Source organism: Nocardia asiatica NBRC 100129, assembly GCF_000308415.1.
GTDB lineage: Bacteria > Actinomycetota > Actinomycetes > Mycobacteriales > Mycobacteriaceae > Nocardia > Nocardia asiatica.
In genome coordinates this window covers 21,679-37,111 of sequence record NZ_BAFS01000278.1, presented here as the reverse complement: position 1 = coordinate 37,111, position 15,433 = coordinate 21,679, and the positions used below count along the sequence as shown (strand labels likewise).

At 70.1% G+C, this 15,433-nt stretch carries 16 protein-coding genes; 6 read left to right on the top strand and 10 right to left on the bottom strand.

Features of this window, described 5'->3' with window-relative positions; all coding sequences use genetic code 11:
* A partial coding sequence (locus ON27_RS26965) for an IPT/TIG domain-containing protein (RefSeq protein WP_174377884.1) occupies positions 1 to 810 on the bottom strand: 810 nt, incomplete at its 3' end.
* A 335-nt stretch (positions 811 to 1,145) separates the two neighbouring features.
* On the opposite strand from ON27_RS26965, the gene ON27_RS26960 reads away from it, so the two are divergent.
* Positions 1,146 to 1,613: a PaaI family thioesterase gene (locus ON27_RS26960; protein WP_043733861.1), complete on the top strand. Its 468-nt coding sequence runs from the start codon at positions 1,146 to 1,148 to the stop codon at positions 1,611 to 1,613.
* A gap of 59 nt (positions 1,614 to 1,672) precedes the next feature.
* Here the strand turns inward: ON27_RS26960 and ON27_RS26955 are convergent, their stop codons facing one another.
* From ON27_RS26955 to ON27_RS26930, 6 genes are read right to left on the bottom strand one after another with little or no spacing between them, the layout of a single operon-like run.
* Positions 1,673 to 2,515: an acyl-ACP desaturase gene (locus ON27_RS26955; RefSeq protein WP_043733858.1), complete on the bottom strand. Its 843-nt coding sequence runs from the start codon at positions 2,513 to 2,515 to the stop codon at positions 1,673 to 1,675.
* 16 nt (positions 2,516 to 2,531) lie between these two features.
* Positions 2,532 to 3,380 (bottom strand): SAM-dependent methyltransferase, encoded by an 849-nt coding sequence (locus ON27_RS26950; protein ID WP_043733856.1) that lies wholly within the window; start codon positions 3,378 to 3,380, stop codon positions 2,532 to 2,534.
* Positions 3,377 to 3,643 carry an acyl carrier protein gene (locus ON27_RS26945; RefSeq protein WP_043733854.1) on the bottom strand — a complete coding sequence of 89 codons (267 nt, stop codon included), beginning with the start codon at positions 3,641 to 3,643 and terminating at the stop codon, positions 3,377 to 3,379. Before ON27_RS26945 ends, ON27_RS26950 begins: the two co-directional genes overlap by 4 nt.
* Positions 3,640 to 4,218 carry a PaaI family thioesterase gene (locus ON27_RS26940; protein ID WP_245560179.1) on the bottom strand — a complete coding sequence of 193 codons (579 nt, stop codon included), beginning with the start codon at positions 4,216 to 4,218 and terminating at the stop codon, positions 3,640 to 3,642. The genes ON27_RS26945 and ON27_RS26940 overlap by 4 nt, the downstream gene beginning before the upstream one ends.
* 4 nt (positions 4,219 to 4,222) lie before the next feature.
* A complete protein-coding gene (locus tag ON27_RS26935; protein WP_043733852.1) occupies positions 4,223 to 5,011 on the bottom strand; it encodes a ferritin-like domain-containing protein in 789 nt (262 codons plus the stop codon).
* Positions 5,012 to 5,034: 23 nt separating this feature from the next.
* Positions 5,035 to 6,684, bottom strand: coding sequence for an AMP-binding protein (locus ON27_RS26930; RefSeq protein ID WP_043733849.1), 1,650 nt, complete (start codon positions 6,682 to 6,684; stop codon positions 5,035 to 5,037).
* A gap of 269 nt (positions 6,685 to 6,953) precedes the next feature.
* Between ON27_RS26930 and ON27_RS26925 the strand changes: the two genes are divergently transcribed.
* From ON27_RS26925 to ON27_RS26910, 4 genes are read left to right on the top strand one after another with little or no spacing between them, the layout of a single operon-like run.
* Positions 6,954 to 8,192 (top strand): cytochrome P450, encoded by a 1,239-nt coding sequence (locus ON27_RS26925; protein WP_043733846.1) that lies wholly within the window; start codon positions 6,954 to 6,956, stop codon positions 8,190 to 8,192.
* Complete coding sequence (locus ON27_RS26920; RefSeq protein WP_043733842.1) at positions 8,189 to 9,412, top strand: cytochrome P450; 1,224 nt, start codon at positions 8,189 to 8,191, stop codon at positions 9,410 to 9,412. Before ON27_RS26925 ends, ON27_RS26920 begins: the two co-directional genes overlap by 4 nt.
* Positions 9,409 to 10,812, top strand: a complete 1,404-nt coding sequence (locus ON27_RS26915; protein ID WP_051047025.1) for an NAD(P)/FAD-dependent oxidoreductase — start codon at positions 9,409 to 9,411, stop codon at positions 10,810 to 10,812. The genes ON27_RS26920 and ON27_RS26915 overlap by 4 nt, the downstream gene beginning before the upstream one ends.
* A 57-nt stretch (positions 10,813 to 10,869) precedes the next feature.
* The gene (locus ON27_RS26910; RefSeq protein WP_043733840.1) at positions 10,870 to 12,138 is read left to right on the top strand and encodes a cytochrome P450; all 1,269 of its coding nucleotides are present in this window, start codon (positions 10,870 to 10,872) and stop codon (positions 12,136 to 12,138) included.
* Between the two features lie 200 nt (positions 12,139 to 12,338).
* Here the strand turns inward: ON27_RS26910 and ON27_RS26905 are convergent, their stop codons facing one another.
* The gene (locus ON27_RS26905) at positions 12,339 to 12,737 is read right to left on the bottom strand and encodes an NUDIX hydrolase (RefSeq protein ID WP_043733838.1); all 399 of its coding nucleotides are present in this window, start codon (positions 12,735 to 12,737) and stop codon (positions 12,339 to 12,341) included.
* Between the two features lie 60 nt (positions 12,738 to 12,797).
* A complete protein-coding gene (locus ON27_RS26900) occupies positions 12,798 to 13,388 on the bottom strand; it encodes a helix-turn-helix domain-containing protein (RefSeq protein WP_051047024.1) in 591 nt (196 codons plus the stop codon).
* Positions 13,389 to 13,619: 231 nt separating this feature from the next.
* On the opposite strand from ON27_RS26900, the gene ON27_RS26895 reads away from it, so the two are divergent.
* Positions 13,620 to 14,609 (top strand): NAD-dependent epimerase/dehydratase family protein, encoded by a 990-nt coding sequence (locus ON27_RS26895; protein WP_043733835.1) that lies wholly within the window; start codon positions 13,620 to 13,622, stop codon positions 14,607 to 14,609.
* Here the strand turns inward: ON27_RS26895 and ON27_RS26890 are convergent.
* The gene (locus ON27_RS26890; protein ID WP_043733832.1) at positions 14,606 to 15,376 is read right to left on the bottom strand and encodes a glucose 1-dehydrogenase; all 771 of its coding nucleotides are present in this window, start codon (positions 15,374 to 15,376) and stop codon (positions 14,606 to 14,608) included. The genes ON27_RS26895 and ON27_RS26890 overlap by 4 nt on opposite strands.
* Positions 15,377 to 15,433: the final 57 nt, after the last annotated feature.

The window sequence follows — 15,433 nt, the reverse complement described above, 5'->3', positions numbered from 1 at the left end:
GGCGCTCGCGGCGGGCGCCACGGCGGTGGTCTGGGTGTCGGACACGACGGTGAACGAGGTGGCGGGTGTGGCGCCGAAGCGGACGGCGGCCGCGCCGGTGAACCCGGTCCCAGCGAGGGTGACGGTGTTGCCGCCCGTGCCGGGCCCGGAGCCCGGGACCACCGAGGCGAGTGCCGGTGCGGGCACGTACCCGTAGAACACGCCGTTGCTCCTGCCGCCGGTCGTGGCGACGGTGACGGTAACGGTCCCCGCGACCCCGGCGGGCGCTACGGCCCTGATCTCCGAATCGGACACCACGGCAAAGGAAACCGCCGTGTTCGCACCGAAGCGCACCGCGTTCGCGTCGGTGAATCCCGTGCCGGTGAGGGCGACGGTGTTGCCGCCGGGAGCCGGGCCGGAGTCGGGGACCACCGTGGCGAGGGTCGGCGCCGGGACGTAGGCATAGCCGATCGAGTTGCTCGTGCCGCCGGCCGTGGTGACAGTGACGCCGACCGGCCCGGCTCCCGGAGGGGCCGTGGCACTGATCCGGCTGTCGAAGATGACGGTGAACGCCGCGGGTACGCCACCGAAACGCACTGCGGTCGTCCCCGTGAGGCCGGTGCCGGTGAGGGTGACGGTGTTGCCGCCGGTTTCGGGTCCCGAGTCGGGATAGACGGAGGCGAGGGTGGGCGCCGGGGCGTAGACGTAGGGTCGGCTGCCGCTGGTGCCGCCGAGGGTGGTGAGAGTGACCGCGGCGGTGCCGGTGCCTGCGGGGGCGACGGCGGTGACCTCTTTTGTCCGTTTTCGAGGACGCCGACGTCCGCACCCGATCCACGGCGACCGGAACCGGCCTCGTTCTCGGGGGCCGATTCCTTCGGACGAGGGTCAGCTCCGATCGCGACGATGAGGCGTGGTGGTAGCGGGTCTCCGTCGTATGGCGAGGTCGACGTCGCATGGTGTTCTCGGGCTTCCCAGCGGTTGCCTGTCCGACGCCGTCGACACCTACCTGCTCGACGGTTTCCTGCCCGTCCTCGACGTGGAGTGCCGACTCGACCGAGGCGGTTCTATCAGCCGATCGAATCTCGGTATGCAATCCGCTGGATTCGGCCGGCGTTCATCGGGCGCTGATCGAATAGCGGGGCAACATTCGCCAGGGAGGAAACGCCATGACCAGCATCGACACTCACGCCAACGGGACGGTGGCGTCCCGTGTCACCGAACTGACCACGGTTTTCGAGCGAGGGCTTCGCGAGAATCTCGGCGTCGGCGCGTCTCTGGGCATTCGACTGGAGACGGCGGGCGACGGCTACACCCGGTACTACCTCGACCCGAACCCGGCCACCATCAATGCCATGTTCACCGTGCACGGCGGGGTGCTGGCCACCTTGATGGACACGGCGATGGGCAGCGCGGTCTTCACGAAACTCGGCGACGGCGTGGCCTACACGACGCTCGAACTGAAGGTGAATTTCATCCGGTCGGTGACGCTGGACGGCTCGCGGCTGACCTGCGAGGCCAACGCGGTGCACGTCGGACGGCGCACCGCGACGGCGGAGGGCCGGATCACCGACGCGGGCGGCAAGCTGATCGCGCACGGTTCGACCACGGTCCTGGTGTTGCAGCCGGAGAACTGAGTGACGCGAACGGCCCTGTCCCCGGAGCGTTCCGGAGACAGGGCCGTCGGGTTCCGAGCTCACGCCAGCAGGCGGCACTCATCGATGAAGCGCACCAGCTCGTCGAGGCGATCGCTGCGGGCGTCCACCGCGCGGTCGATCACCTTGACCAGATGCTCGTAGGCTTCGGTGTGGTCGTAGGCGGCGACGTCGGCGATCTTCAGCGCCCACCGCCAGTAGCCGCGCATGGTGTCGGCCAGCGGCATGCGGAAGGTGGCGATCACTTCGCGGATCGGCTCCACGGTGGCATCGCCCCGCACCCGCAGGTAGCGGCCGACCACGTCGGCCATGAAACTGAAGTGCCGCGCCTCGTCGCGCGACAGCCGCGCCAGCACGGCGCCGAGCACCGGGTCGTCCACCACCTCGCGCAGGTGCTGGTAGTACATCTGCGTCGCCTTCTCCTGCACCAGCGCGTAAGCGAAGAACTGCACCGGGTGCCGATACGGCAGGTCGAACGGTTTCTGCCCCTCGATCGCCAGTTCGTCGCGCAGCGCGCCGCGTTCGGCGATCCCGGACGCCACCTGGTAGCGGGTCAGCGCGCGGGCATGCGTGTCCTCCTCCAGTGCCCAGCGCACGGTGAAGTGGTAGAGCTCGCGGTTGTGCACGAACGTGTCCAGGTCCACGGTGTCGTCCACCGGGAAGTAGCGGTGGTAGACGTCGAAATAGCCGGGCAGGTGGTCCTCGATGAGGGTGACGAACTGGACCGCCGACCGCTGGCCCTCGGTGAGCCGGCCCGCGTCGGCGCGCGACCAGTCGAAAGCGGTCTCCACATCCCAGGCCCGCGTGGCGGGCGACGCCGCGAGAAACCCGTCCACCGCCGCGACGACTTCATCCACGGGAATCAGCGCCGAATCGATGTTCATCTTTCGCTCCTCCCGCTCAGCGGGCGTTCCGGCAGGTCAGCGCGTAATGCTTGGTGGTGTAGCCCCATCCGGCGTTCGCGATCTCCAGGTAGTGCCGCAGCTTCGCGGCCAAGCCGGGCCCGTGCGCGTCGATGCGTTCGGCGGCGGCGTCGACGTTCGCGATCCAATCGTCGATGGTGCGGCGGTAGTGCTCGGTGAGGTCGTCCACCGCGATGATGGAGAATCCCGCGTCCTCGGCCGCGGTCACCAGGTCCGAGAGCGGACGCAGGTCGCCCCATCCGAAGATGTCCTCGCGCACGAACTCGGTGCCTTCCTTGGCGTCGAACGCCGTGCGCGCGGACGCGTTGCGGAAGCAGCTCTCCGAGACGTACAGCGTGCCGCCGCGCCGCAGCACCGCGCGGGCCCTGCGGAAGATCGCGCCGAGATCGGGCATGTGCACGATCGAGCCCAGCAGCGTGACCGCGTCGAAACTGCGCGGCGGCAGCTCCAGCCGCTCGAAATGGCCCACCCGGGTGCGCACCCGATCCGCGACGCCGCGAGCGCGCGCCTGCTCGGCGATGTACTCGTGCTGGCGTGGCGCCGGGCTGACACCCGTTGTCTCGCAGCCGTATTCCGCCGCCATGAACAGGATCAGCGAGCCCCACCCGCAGCCGACGTCCAGCAGGCGTTCGCCGCCGGTCACGCCGAGCCGGTCGGCCACGAACCGCAGCTTGCGCCGCTGCGCCTGCTCGAGCGTGTCGGTGTCGGACTCGTAGAGCGCCGAGCTGTACTTGCGCAGCGGGTCGAGGAACTGGCCGAAGATGTCCGGGTCGAGGTCGTAGTGCTGATTGGTGTCGGCGGTGACCGGACGGTCGGTGACGGTCACGCCGCCGCCTCGCGCAGGGCCTTGCTTACCACCGTGACGACGTCGTGCAGCGAGGACAGACCGAACACGTCCTGGTCCTCGAGTTCGATGTCGTAGGCGCGCTCGATCTTGGCGACCATGCGCAGCACGCGCACCGAGTCGACGCCGGCCATGCCGCGCAGATCCAGGTCGGGGCGCAGGTCGGCCGCCGGGATGCCGGTCTCGGCGGTGGCGATGTCGGTGACCGTGCGCAGGATGTCGTCGGCGGTGTGGGTGGTGGTCATGACTGGACTCCGTTCGGTGCGAGGGCGATGCCGGTGGACAGGGCATGGGCGAGCGCGGCGACCTCGTCGTCGCCGAGGGTGAGTTGGTGGCGCACGTCGTCGAGCGCGAACGGCTGGTAGGCCGCGGTGGAGCTGGCGCACACGAGGCCGTCGGCGTCGCGGATCTCCGCGGACGCTCGGATCGGCCGCTCCGATTCGGTGCCGGACAGGGTTGCGACACAGTGGTATTCGCGGCCGACGAGCAGCGGGGTGAGGAATCGGGTGCGCTGCGTGACGGTGAACGCCGGGTGGTGGCGAGCCAGGACGATGAGGTTGCCCATCACCTCGTCGCAGATCACGCCGGTCAAACCCCCGTGCACGACGCCGGGATAGGACTCGAACTCCCGTCCGAGCCGGAACCGAGCCTGTAACCCGTCCGGATGCGGAGTGAAACGCAGGCGCAGACCGGTCTTGTTGTGCGGAGAGCAGCCGAAGCAGCGGTAGTCCGGGATCACCGACCAGGGGACCTGGACGGTGTCCACCGCACCGTGCGCGGTGCGTTCTTCCGGCGGGCCGAAGGCGCTGTCGTGGTGCACGGCGCTAGGCGATCGCGTCGGCCAGGGCCCGGCGCACCCTGGCGTTGCTGGACAGATCCAGTCCGGTCATGTTGCCGAAGGTGCGGCGGACTTTGTCGTGCAGGACCTCGAGCTCACCCTCGGCCGCGACCTGCTCGAGGAACAGCTCGAATCCGGTGTCGATGGTCTCGTGGTCGCCGAGTTCGCTGATCCCGGCCTTGAACGTACTGACCGGGTGCTTGATCTTGGCCTCGGAGCTGTACACGTAGAGGGTCTCCAGCACCGAGGGCAGTTCCTCGGGACGCCGCCGCAGCCGCTCGGTGGCGTAGTGGATGAACTCGCGCGCGTGGCCCGCCTCGTCGCGGCTGGCGTCGAGCAGCAAACGCTTCAGCACGGGTTCGGCCACCCAGTTCGCCACCGCCCGGTAGATGTGGTTGACGGTGAGTTCGGAGATGATGTTGGTGGCCAGGGTGGCCGAGGGGGTGGTGCCCGGCGCGTACGGCTCGCGCATCGAGTCGACGGCCTTGTCGTCCACGCTCTCGCCGATCGCGCCCAGCCAGGAGCGGAACGCGTAGTGGTGCTGCACTTCCTGGTAGCCCCACACCACCGCGAAGGTGGAGAAGTCGTAGTCGTCAACGAACTCGTTCAGGAATCCGTGCACCGCGGCGATGACGTTGGACTCGCCCATCGTCGCGCTCTTGGCCAGGGTGATGTACTCGGGCCGGACCAGGGACTTGTCGACGGCGTCGAGATCGAGGTCGGCCAGCTTCCAATGCAGGCGCTCGTAGTGGCGGAAGACGTCATAGCTGTGCACGAAGGACTCCAGTTCGGTCGGGATTACCGGCGGTGCGTGATGAGGTCGCGGGCGGCGAGCCGCTGGAGCTTGCCGCTGCTGGTCCGGGGGATGCTGCGCGGTGCGACCAAGTGGACCCGCACCGCGGCCAGCCCGAGTTCGGCGGCGATCCGCGCGCGGATCGCCTCGGTCAGCGCGTCGGCGTCGGCTCCGGTGCGCTCGGATTCGGCGATCAGCGCGATCACGTCCGCGCCGTCCGGGTCGATCGCCGCCGTGCACCGGCCCTTGTACACGCCGTCGAGGTCGCGCACGGTCGCCTCGACGTCCTGGGCGTAGTAGTTGACGCCGCGTACGGTGATCATGTCCTTGCACCGGCCGGTGACGAAGAGTTCGCCGTCACGCAGATATCCGAGGTCGCCGGTGCGCAGCCAGCCGTCGGTGAACGATCCGGCCACCCGCGACGGGTCGGCGGTGAGGTATCCGTCGGTGACCGCGTCGCCCTGGATGAGGATTTCGCCGACCGCGCCGTCGGGCAGGTCGTCCCCGTCGGGGGCGACCACGCGCAATCGCAGCCGCGATACCGGCGAGCCCACCGCGGCGACCGCACGAGCGCCCGGCGCGTCGGGCGGAACAGTCTGTGCCAGCGCGTCATCCGACAGTGCGGCCCGATCGACCCACTCGAAGACCGGTTCGCGGCCGAGCGGGGGGAAGGTGACCGCCAGGGTCGCTTCGGCCATGCCGTAGACGCCGAACATCGTGGCAGGGCGGAATCCGGCGGGCGCGAAACGCTCGCAGAACGCGGCGACGACGTTCCGGGAGATCGGCTCCGACCCGTTGAACGCGATCCGCCAGCGGCTCAGGTCGTAGTCGCGCACCCGGCCGGCGGGCACGGCGGCCAGCAGCGCCTCGTAGCCGAAATTGGGCATCGCGGTGATGGTGGCGCCGCAGGCGGCGAATTCCGCGAGCCAGCGGGCCGGGTCCTTCACGAAAGCGACAGGCGACCACACGTGTGCGGGAATCCCGCGCAGAACGGCCGAAAGCGTGCCGAACAAGCCCATGTCGTGGAACAGCGGAAGCCAGAAACCGCCCTGGTCCGCCAGGCTCAAGTCGATGCCGGTGCGGATCGCCGCCAAGCCGCTGAGCACGTTGTGATGGGTCAGGCGAACGCCCTTGGGTGTGGCGGTACTGCCCGAGGTGAACTGGACGATGGCCAGGTCCTCCGGCCCGAGCGCGGGCAGAGGCGCCGCCGTGTCGGTTTCGAAAAGGGTTGCGCTGTCGATGAGTTCGACGTCCAGTGTGTCGCTCAGCAGCGCGGCCAGGTCGGCGAAGCGATGCGACACCAGCACGGTGCGCATGCCCGCTGCCGCGATGACGGCCGCCAGCTTCTGCGGGTAACCGCCGGCGGCCCGCGCGCCGGCGGGCAGCGGCAGGGGAGTGGCCGCGCCGCCCGCCGCGATCACCCCGAACAGGCAGGTGAGGAACTCGGGAGCGTTCGGGCTCAGGATGCCCACCGCTTCGCCGCGCCGCACACCGTGCCGGACCAGCGCCGACGACGCGGCCAGGGACAGCCGGTGCAATTCGGCGTAGTCCACGGTTTGCCGCACCGACCGGAATGTGGCGGTCACCGCGGGGTGCGCGGCGGCGATCTCGGCGAGGCGGCCGTGCAGGGTGGTGGCCGATTCCGCGGAATTCATGCTTGCCACGACAACAGCGAATTATGACGTCGCATTGAACTCGTTGTGAATTGACGTCGGCGATAAGCAAGGACGATCAGCCGATCACTGTGCGCGATAGGGTCTTTCGGCTATGGGGCGATAGGAACGGGTAATCGCCGCCGCGCCGCGCCGGTGACGGGAACCACGATGGACGAGACATTTCTTTCGCGTCCCGGAATTGTCCGCAGCGATCCGGCGGATGGTATGCCCTTTTCCGCGCCGCGTCCATTTCTATTCAGGAGTCGCCGGTGAGTTCCGACCATTCCGTGGCCGAGGTAGCGACCCCGGTGCAATTGGCGGTCGTCGAGAGCGTCGCCGCGCATACGCGGCACAACCCCTACGGTAGTTACGCCGTGCTGCGGGCGGCGGGCCCGTTCGTGCCCGGCCCGCACGACACCCACTTGGTGACCCGGCACCGCGAAGCGCAGGCGATCATGCAGGACCCGCGCTGGAGCCACGCCGAGGAACCGGATCTGCTGCACGGTGACAGCGAGGTCGAACTGCCCGGCTCGTTCCTGTGGATGGAACCGCCGGAGCACACCCGCCTGCGCGGGCTGGTGAGCAAAGCGTTCACCGCGCGCACCGTCAGCGGCATGCGGGAGCGCGCCGAGCGGCTGGTCGAAGACCTGATGGGAAAGATGCTCGCCGAGCGTGACGTCGACGTGCTGGAGGCGCTGGCGTATCCGCTGCCCCTGACCATGGTGTGCGAGCTGCTCGGCGTGCCCGCCGAGGCGCACGAGCACGTCCGGGAGATCTCCGCGAGCATCGCGCGCGGCCTCGATCCCGATGTGCTGCTGTCTCAGCGGGAACTCGACGCGCGCACCCACGCGGTGCACGCCTTCCTCGAATTCTTCGGCGACCTGGTCGAGCAGCGACGCCGTGCCCCCCGCGCCGACTTGATCACCGCACTGGTGCAGGCCGACGACGCGGGCGCCCGGCTCACGCGCACCGAACTGCTCGGCACGCTGCTGATCCTCGTCGTGGCCGGGCACGAGACCACGGTCAACCTGATCGGCAACGGCGTGCTCGCGCTCATCCGCCACCCGGAGCAGTTCGAGCGGTTGCGCAGCTTCCCGGAGCTGTCCGAGCCCGCGGTGGACGAGGTGCTGCGCTACGACGCCCCGGTGCATCTGACCACGCGCACCGCGCACGAGAAGATCACCGTCTCCGGACGGACTTTCGCGCCGGGCGAGGCGGTGATCGTGCTGCTCGCGTCGGCCAACCGCGACCCGGCGGCCTTCCCGCGCGCCGACGAATTCGACATCGCCAGGTATGCGCGGGGGCGAAAAGCCGAGCGGCACCTGTCCTTCGGGCTCGGTCTGCACTACTGCCTCGGCGCGCCGCTGGCCCGGCTGGAGATGCGCGCGGTGCTGCGGGCGCTCGCCGATCGAGTCGCCTCGCTGTCCCTGCTCGAGGAACCGCCGTACCGGCCGAACGTGGTCGTGCGCGGCATGTCGCAACTGCGTGTCCGGATGGAGGCCCGATGAACGCCGTTTCACCCGCCGAGGTGAGTTTCGATGCTTTCGACCCGAGCGCACGCGCCGACCCGTATCCGGCCTACCGGCGGGTGCGTGACGCGGCGGCGCTGTTCCCGTACGCGTTCGGCGACGTACCGGTCACGTTGATCACCCGTTACGAGGAGTGCGCCGCGATTCTCACCGGCGCCGACTGGGGGCACGGCTACGCGGCCGGGATCAGCCCGTTCCGCGACACCACCGCCGCCATCCCCGGTTCGTTCGTCCGGATGGATCCGCCCGAGCACGCTCGCTACCGCAAGCTGGTGGCGAAAGCCTTCACCCCGCGGTTGATGGCCGAGATGGCGCCGGTCGCCGGACAAGTCGTGCGGGAGATCGTGGACGAGGCCCTCGAACGGGGCGAACTCGACGTGCTCGACGGGTTGGCGGTGCCGCTGGCGGTGGCGATGGTTCCGGTCCAGCTGCTCGGCGCCGACCCGGCCGACGGCGCGAAGTTCCGGGAGTGGCAGCTGGCCATCGCGCGGGGCAGCGACCCCGACTCGCTGCTCGGGCCGCAGGACGTCACCGCACGCACCGCCGCGGCCATGGAGTGCATGGGGTACTTCGCCCGGCTGGTCCAGCGGAAGAAGCAGAACCCGACGCCGGATCTGCTCAGCGCTCTGGTGGCCGCGAGCGCGGACAGCGACCAGCTGACCGAGCCCGAGGTGGTCGGCATGGCCCTGCTCACCCTGGTGGCGGGCATGGAGACCTCGATCAACCTGATCTGCAACGGCATGCTCGCGCTGCTGCGCAACCCGGATCAGCTCGCCCTGCTGCGGGACGATCCCGCTCTGATCGCGCCCGCGTTGGACGAAATGCTGCGCTACGACGCTCCCACCCAGTTCACCATTCGCGTCGCCCTGGCCGACACCACAGTCGGCGAGCACCGGTTCCGGCGTGGCGACGGAGTCGTGGTGCTCACGGCGTCGGCCAGCCGGGACGACCGGGTGTACCCGGACGCGGACAGCTTCGATGTCACCCGCTACGCCGGAAATCATCCGGCTCGCAAACATCTCGGTTTCAGTCTCGGCATCCACTACTGCGTGGGTGCGCCGTTGGCGCGGATCGAGGCCGAGGCCGCGATCGGCGCGCTGCTGGCCCGCGCTCCGGAACTCGCACCGGCGACCGACGCGATCGAGTACCGGCCGAGCCTGATCCACCGCGGCATCGTGTCGCTGCCGGTGACGTTGTGAACGGCGCGCGGCACGCGGTCGTCCTCGGCGCGGGCATCGCCGGACTGCTGGCCGCCCGGGTGCTGGCCGACCATTTCGCCCGGGTGACGGTGTTCGAGCGCGACGGCTTCGAGACCGAGGGCATGCGCAAAGGCGTGCCGCAAGCGCGGCACCTGCACGGGCTGCTGGATCGTGGGCGCACCGTCATCGAGGAACTGTTCCCCGGATTCACCGACGAGATGACCGCCCGCGGCGCGACCCGGGCCGAAGCCCTGGCCGGCACCAGATGGTATGTGGGCGGGCTGCGGGCCGCGCCTGCCTCGACCGGGCTCACATCTCTGATCGCGACTCGTCCGGTGCTGGAAACGGTGTTGCGCGAACGTATCTCGACCTTGTCCGGCGTGCGGCTCGTGGCGGGAACCGCGCGCGGGCTGGTCGGTGACGCGCGTGAGGTGCGGGCGGTGTCGGTCTCCGGTGACGCAGGCGTCGAAACGCACGCCACCGACCTCGTGATCGATGCGACCGGCCGCGGCTCCCGCGCCGCGGTGTGGCTCAGGGCGCTCGGCGCCGAGCCGCCGGACGAGCAGCGGCTCGAGGTCGACCTCGGCTACGCCTCACGGTTCTACCGGCGGATCGAAGGCCAGCTCGACGGCCACGCGTCGGTGATCATCTCGACCGGGCACAACGGCCGTGGCGGCGGCGCGGTCCGGGTGGAAGGCGACCGCTGGCACGTCACCCTGGCCGGAATCCTCGGCGATCATCCGCCCACCGACCCGGACGGCTTCACCCGCTTCGCCGCCTCGTTGGCCGCGCCGGACATCTTCGAGCTGGTCACGCGATCCGAACCGCTCGGCGACGCGGTACCGCACCGGTTCCGGGCTCCGGTGCGCAGACGCTACCGCCGTCGCGCGGCGGTGCCGAGCGGCTTCCTGCTGCTCGGTGACGCGCTGTGCAGCTTCAACCCGCTCTACGCCCAGGGCATGGCCGTCGCCGCGCAGCAGGCGGTCGCGCTGCGTTCCTGTCTGCGCACCGGCGGACCGACGCCCGATCTCCCCGCCCGGTTCTACGCGGCGGCGGACAAGGCGCTCGACGTCGCCTGGCAGCTCTCGGCCGGAGCGGATCTCGCGCATCCGGGCGTGGCCGGGCCGCGGACGGCGCGCACCCGCCTCACCAACGCCTACGTCGCCCGCGTGCATCGCGCCGCGCACGTCGACCCGCAGGTGTCGCGGACCTTCTTGCGGGTGGCGAATCTGGTCGAACCGCCGACGGCACTGCTGCACCCGGCGATGGCGCGACGCGTTCTCCTGTCCGGCCGCGCGCGGACCGGCGCATCCGGCGCGCAGTCCGGTCCGGAAGTCGTTCGGGCGCAGAGTCCGTCATCGCCGCCGGACCTGAGCCATCACATCCGATCCGATCACTGACCTTTCGATCTACCGGCAGCATTCACCAGGTGCTCCGCACAGGAGGGACCACTCGACATGGACTCGTCTACCACGGGCACGGCTGTCGCGGAACAGGATTCCGCGGTCCAGGCCGCCCTGGTCCAGCTTTTCGGACCCGAAGGAAGGCCCGATCCCTACACCCCCGCCCGGGTGCTGCGCGAGGCGGGCAGACTGCACCAGACCCCGTTGGGTCACTACGTGATCACCCGCTATGACGACTGCGCCGCCGTCCTGTCGACCACCGCGTGGAGCCACGCGGAGGAGGCGGCGATGATGCATCCCACCGTGTCGCCGGAGGACGCGCCCGAGGAGCTGCCCACCTCGTTCCTGTGGATGGAGCCGCCGGATCACACCCGCCTGCGCAACCTGGTGACCAAGGGCTTCACCCCGCGCATGGTGACCAGGCTGCGTCCGCGGATTCTGGAACTCACCGAGCAGCTGGTCGACAAAGCGCTGGAGGCAGGCGAATTCGACCTCGTCGAGATGATCGCCTACCCGCTGCCGCTGATCATCGCGTGCGAGCTGATCGGCGTGCCGCCGGACGCCTACGACCAGGTGCACCAATGGTCGCAGGATCTGGCGCGCGGATTCGACCACGACTACACGCTGCCCGAGGAGTCGCTGAAGGCGCGCAGCGCCGCCTCGCGCGGATTCATGGGGTACTTCCGGCAGTTGCTGAACGAGCGCCGCCGCGACCCGAAGGACGACCTGCTCAGCGCGCTGTCCCAGGTCGAGGACCGCGGTGACGTGCTCACCGAGCAGGAACTGCTGGCCACCTGCATCACCACGTTCGTGGCCGGGCACGAGACGACGGCCAACCTGATCGGCACCGGCATGCTGCAGTTGATGCGCAATCCCGAGGCGATCGGCACCCTGCGCGAGCGCCCGGAACTGGTGACGACCGCGCCGGACGAACTCCTGCGCCTGGAACCCTCGGTGCAGATCACCACGCGCGCCGCGACCCGCCCGATCACGCTGGCGGGTCACGACTTCGAGCCGGGCGAGGGCGTGGTGGTGCTGATCAACTCGGCCAACCGCGACGACGCGGCCTACACCGATCCCGATCGCATCGACGTCGCCCGATACGCCGATCCGATGAACCCGGCCAAGAAGCACCTCGGCTTCAGCCTCGGCATCCACTACTGCCTCGGTGCGCCGCTGGCGCTGCTGGAGATGGAAGTACTGCTGGAGGTGCTGCTGCGGAAGGTCCGCGACATCGACTTGCTCTCGGACACGCCGCCGTACAAGCCGAATGTCGTGATTCGCGGGTTGGCGGCGCTGCCCACCCGGTTCACCGCGGTCTGAGCGCGTTCCCTCGGGCCGAGCGGGACTCGGTCCGAGGGAACCGGCGTTCATTCGCCGACTACCGTGACGCGTGATCCGTCGATGTCCTCGGCCTGCCGCGCTACGCGCCGACGCCCGCGGTCGGCGGTTTCGGCGAGGGACATCCGATGGCGAAGTCGGCATCCCGGACCGAGGTCGTCGGGGAGGTGATTCCGCCTGGACTACCAGTCGACCACGCCGAGTTCGTGCAGCCTGCGGAAGACCAGCATCGAGCCGGGCGCCACGTGCTCCATGGCGGCGTACTCGCGCACGGTGAAGTAGCGGAGTTCGGCGATCTCGCTGGTGGGCCGTGGGTCACCGTCGAGTTCCGCGGTGAAGCAGGTCATGTGCAGCCGGGTGCCGGGGGAGTGCCCGTACGCCTCGGCCTGGAACACTCCGAGTTCGTCGAAGGAAACCACGCCGACACCGAGTTCTTCGCGCACCTCGCGGTGCAGCGCCGCCTCGGGCGTCTCACCGGGATCGATCTTGCCGCCCGCCATATAGAAGACGTCCTTGCCGACCGAGCGCGCCTGCAGCAGGCGACGATCCCGGACATGGGCCAGCGCGGCGGTGCGGATCACCGGCCCACTGTACTGAGCGGCGCGCCCGCCACGGCAACCGGATTTCGGGGCTTCGGCCGCTCAGCGCTCGAGCACGGCGCGGTGCAGGAGTTCGCCGATGCGCCGGTGGATCCGCGCGGCCTCCGCGCCCTCCGCGACGAACTCCAAGAACAACGCCGCGCCGGCGGCCAGCGCGATCACGGCCCGGGCGTCCAATTCGGACCCCGTGCGCGCCTCGGGCTCGCCCGCGGCGAACAGCGCGGCGGCCGGCGTGCTGAAGCCGGACCACAGCCCGTGGCGCAACTGCGGGTCACGGTCGAGCGCGGTCAGTAGGCCCGGAACCGCGGCGCGAACCTCCCCGCGCGCGAACAGCTCCCGGCTGCCGCGCAGCACCCAGTCGAGCCAACCAGCCTGGTCGGCGCCCTCGAACGGGCCCAGATCGGGGGTTTCGCCCAGCACGGCGTGCAGCACCAATTCGGCCTTCGATCCCCAGCGGCGGCTGATGGACGCCCGGCCGACGCCCGCACGCGCCGCCACCGCGCGGACGCTCAGCTCGTCCCATCCGACGTCGAGCAGCATCTCGCGGACGGTGGCCAGTACGCGCTGCTCGACCGACTCGTCCCGCGGCCTGCCCACACCCCGGGCCCGCGGGTCCTGCGCCGTTTCGCCCATGCCGCTCCCTGCCGTCTATTACGATGCCACTGGCATCGAATTTATGCCGGTGCTTCCGGTATCCGGCCATTCTCGCGGCGCGTCGCGTGCGCGGTCTCGGCGGGCCGGACGCGGGAGCACGGACGACGAGGGAGTGGATATGGGCGGACACATACCGGCTCGGTTCGGCACGACGGCGGGGGCGGTGGACGCGCGCACGCCGTCGGCCGGAAGCGACGAGGGGTAGCCGGTATGCGAATCGCGGTCACCGGAGGCACCGGCTACCTCGGTGCGCACACCGTCTCCGCCCTGTTGCGGGCGGGGCACCAGGTCGCGCTGCTGGTCCATCCGAGCGAATCGGTCTCGGCGGTCGTCGGCATGTTCGATGCTCCGCCCGAAGCGCTCGCGGTGTCGCCGGGCGACATCCGGGACCCGGAGACGGTCGAGGCACTGCTGGACGGATGCGACGCCGTCCTGCACGCGGCGGGGGTGGTCGGCACCGACAATCGGCGCGAACAGTTGATGTGGGAGGTCAACGTCGACGCGACGGCCACCGTGCTCGCCCGCGCGACGGCGCTCGGGTTGGACCCGATCGTCCACGTCGCCAGCTACAGCGCGCTGTTCCCCAGCCCCGACCCGGTCATCACCCCCGACAGCCCCACCGCGCCCGGCCGCAGCGCTTACGGCCGCACCAAAGCGGCTGCCGACCGGATCGCGCGGGCCTTGCAGGCCACGGGCGCTCCGATCGTCATCACCTATCCTTCGAGCGTTGTCGGCCCTGGTCTCGGGCCGCAGGCCGGGATCACCTCCGACGGCTGGGGCGCGATCCTGCGCGCCGGGATCGCGCCCCGGATTCGCGGCGGCATGCAGATGATCGACGTGCGCGACGTCGCCGCCGTGCACGCCGCTGTGATGCGCCCCGGCCTGGGGCCGAGGCGCTACCTGTGTGGCGGGCACATGGTGGCGTTCGACGAGATCGTGGACATGCTGGAAAGCGCTGCCGGGCAGAGGATCCACCGGGTCCCGGTGCCGAACGCCGCGCTGCTGGGGCTGGGGCGGCTCACCGACGCCGCCGCCCGCTTCCTGCCGATCAGCGCGGGCCTCAGCTACGAGGCCGCGTGGTTGCTGACCACCGCCACGCCGACCGACGACTCCCGCACCTTGGCCGAGCTGGATCTGCGCTGGCGGCCGATCCGGGACGCCATAGCCGCATCCGTGCGCCGCGCGAACCCGGCGGCCTAGATCATCTCGCGGGATATGGCCGCGACCAGGCCGCCGTCTATGACCAGGTCCTGCCCGTTGATATAGGACGCCTCGGCGGAGGCGAGGAACGCGACAGCGTCGGCGACGTCCTCGGCGGTGCCCAACCGGCGGCTGGCGACTTCGGCGAGCACGGCGGCGTGCGCGTCGGGGCTGACGTTGTCGTGGAACATCGGGGTCTCGATGTATCCGGGGCTCACGGAATTGACCCGGATGCCCCTCGGTCCGAGCTCTGCCGCGAGCGTGCGGGCCAGATTGTGCACGGCCGCTTTGGTGGCCGCGTACAAGGTGCCTCCGGGCAGGCCACGGTGCAGCGTCCACGACGCGTTGATGACGATCGCCGCGTGCCGCGACAGCAGCGGCAGAGCTTTCTGGATGGTGAAGAACACGCCTTTGAAGTTCGTGTCCACGACACGGTCGAACTCGTCCTCGGTGATCTCGGCGTGCGGCTGGAACGACGCGACCCCGGCATTGGCGAACACGACGTCGAGGCGTCCGTGCCGGTCGCGGATGGCGGCGACGAGTGCGTCGAGGTCGGCGACGCGCCCCGCGTCGCCCGGTATCGCGACCACCCGGTCGTCACCGTTCAATTCCGCGACCGCGGCGTCCAGCCGGGTCTTGTCCCGGCCGGTGACGACCACCCGCGCGCCCTCGGTGAGCAGCCGTCGTGCGGTGGCCAGTCCCATGCCGCTCGAGCCGCCGGTGACGAGCGCGACCTGACCGTCGAATCGGGAGTTGTTGTGCGTCATGAAAATCAGCGTGCCGAAGGCCGCGACCGCCGAACAGTGTCCAGTTGACCTAGGTGT

Bases quoted from the DNA above. Each gene is read 5' to 3' on its own strand.
- ON27_RS26890 (WP_043733832.1), bottom strand. From the start codon at position 15,376: ATGACGCACAACAACTCCCGATTCGACGGTCAGGTCGCGCTCGTCACC.
- ON27_RS26895 (WP_043733835.1), top strand. From the start codon at position 13,620: ATGCGAATCGCGGTCACCGGAGGCACCGGCTACCTCGGTGCGCACACC.
- ON27_RS26910 (WP_043733840.1), top strand. From the start codon at position 10,870: ATGGACTCGTCTACCACGGGCACGGCTGTCGCGGAACAGGATTCCGCG.
- ON27_RS26920 (WP_043733842.1), top strand. From the start codon at position 8,189: ATGAACGCCGTTTCACCCGCCGAGGTGAGTTTCGATGCTTTCGACCCG.
- ON27_RS26955 (WP_043733858.1), bottom strand. From the start codon at position 2,515: ATGAACATCGATTCGGCGCTGATTCCCGTGGATGAAGTCGTCGCGGCG.
- ON27_RS26945 (WP_043733854.1), bottom strand. From the start codon at position 3,643: ATGACCACCACCCACACCGCCGACGACATCCTGCGCACGGTCACCGAC.
- ON27_RS26900 (WP_051047024.1), bottom strand. From the start codon at position 13,388: ATGGGCGAAACGGCGCAGGACCCGCGGGCCCGGGGTGTGGGCAGGCCG.
- ON27_RS26960 (WP_043733861.1), top strand. From the start codon at position 1,146: ATGACCAGCATCGACACTCACGCCAACGGGACGGTGGCGTCCCGTGTC.
- ON27_RS26930 (WP_043733849.1), bottom strand. From the start codon at position 6,684: ATGAATTCCGCGGAATCGGCCACCACCCTGCACGGCCGCCTCGCCGAG.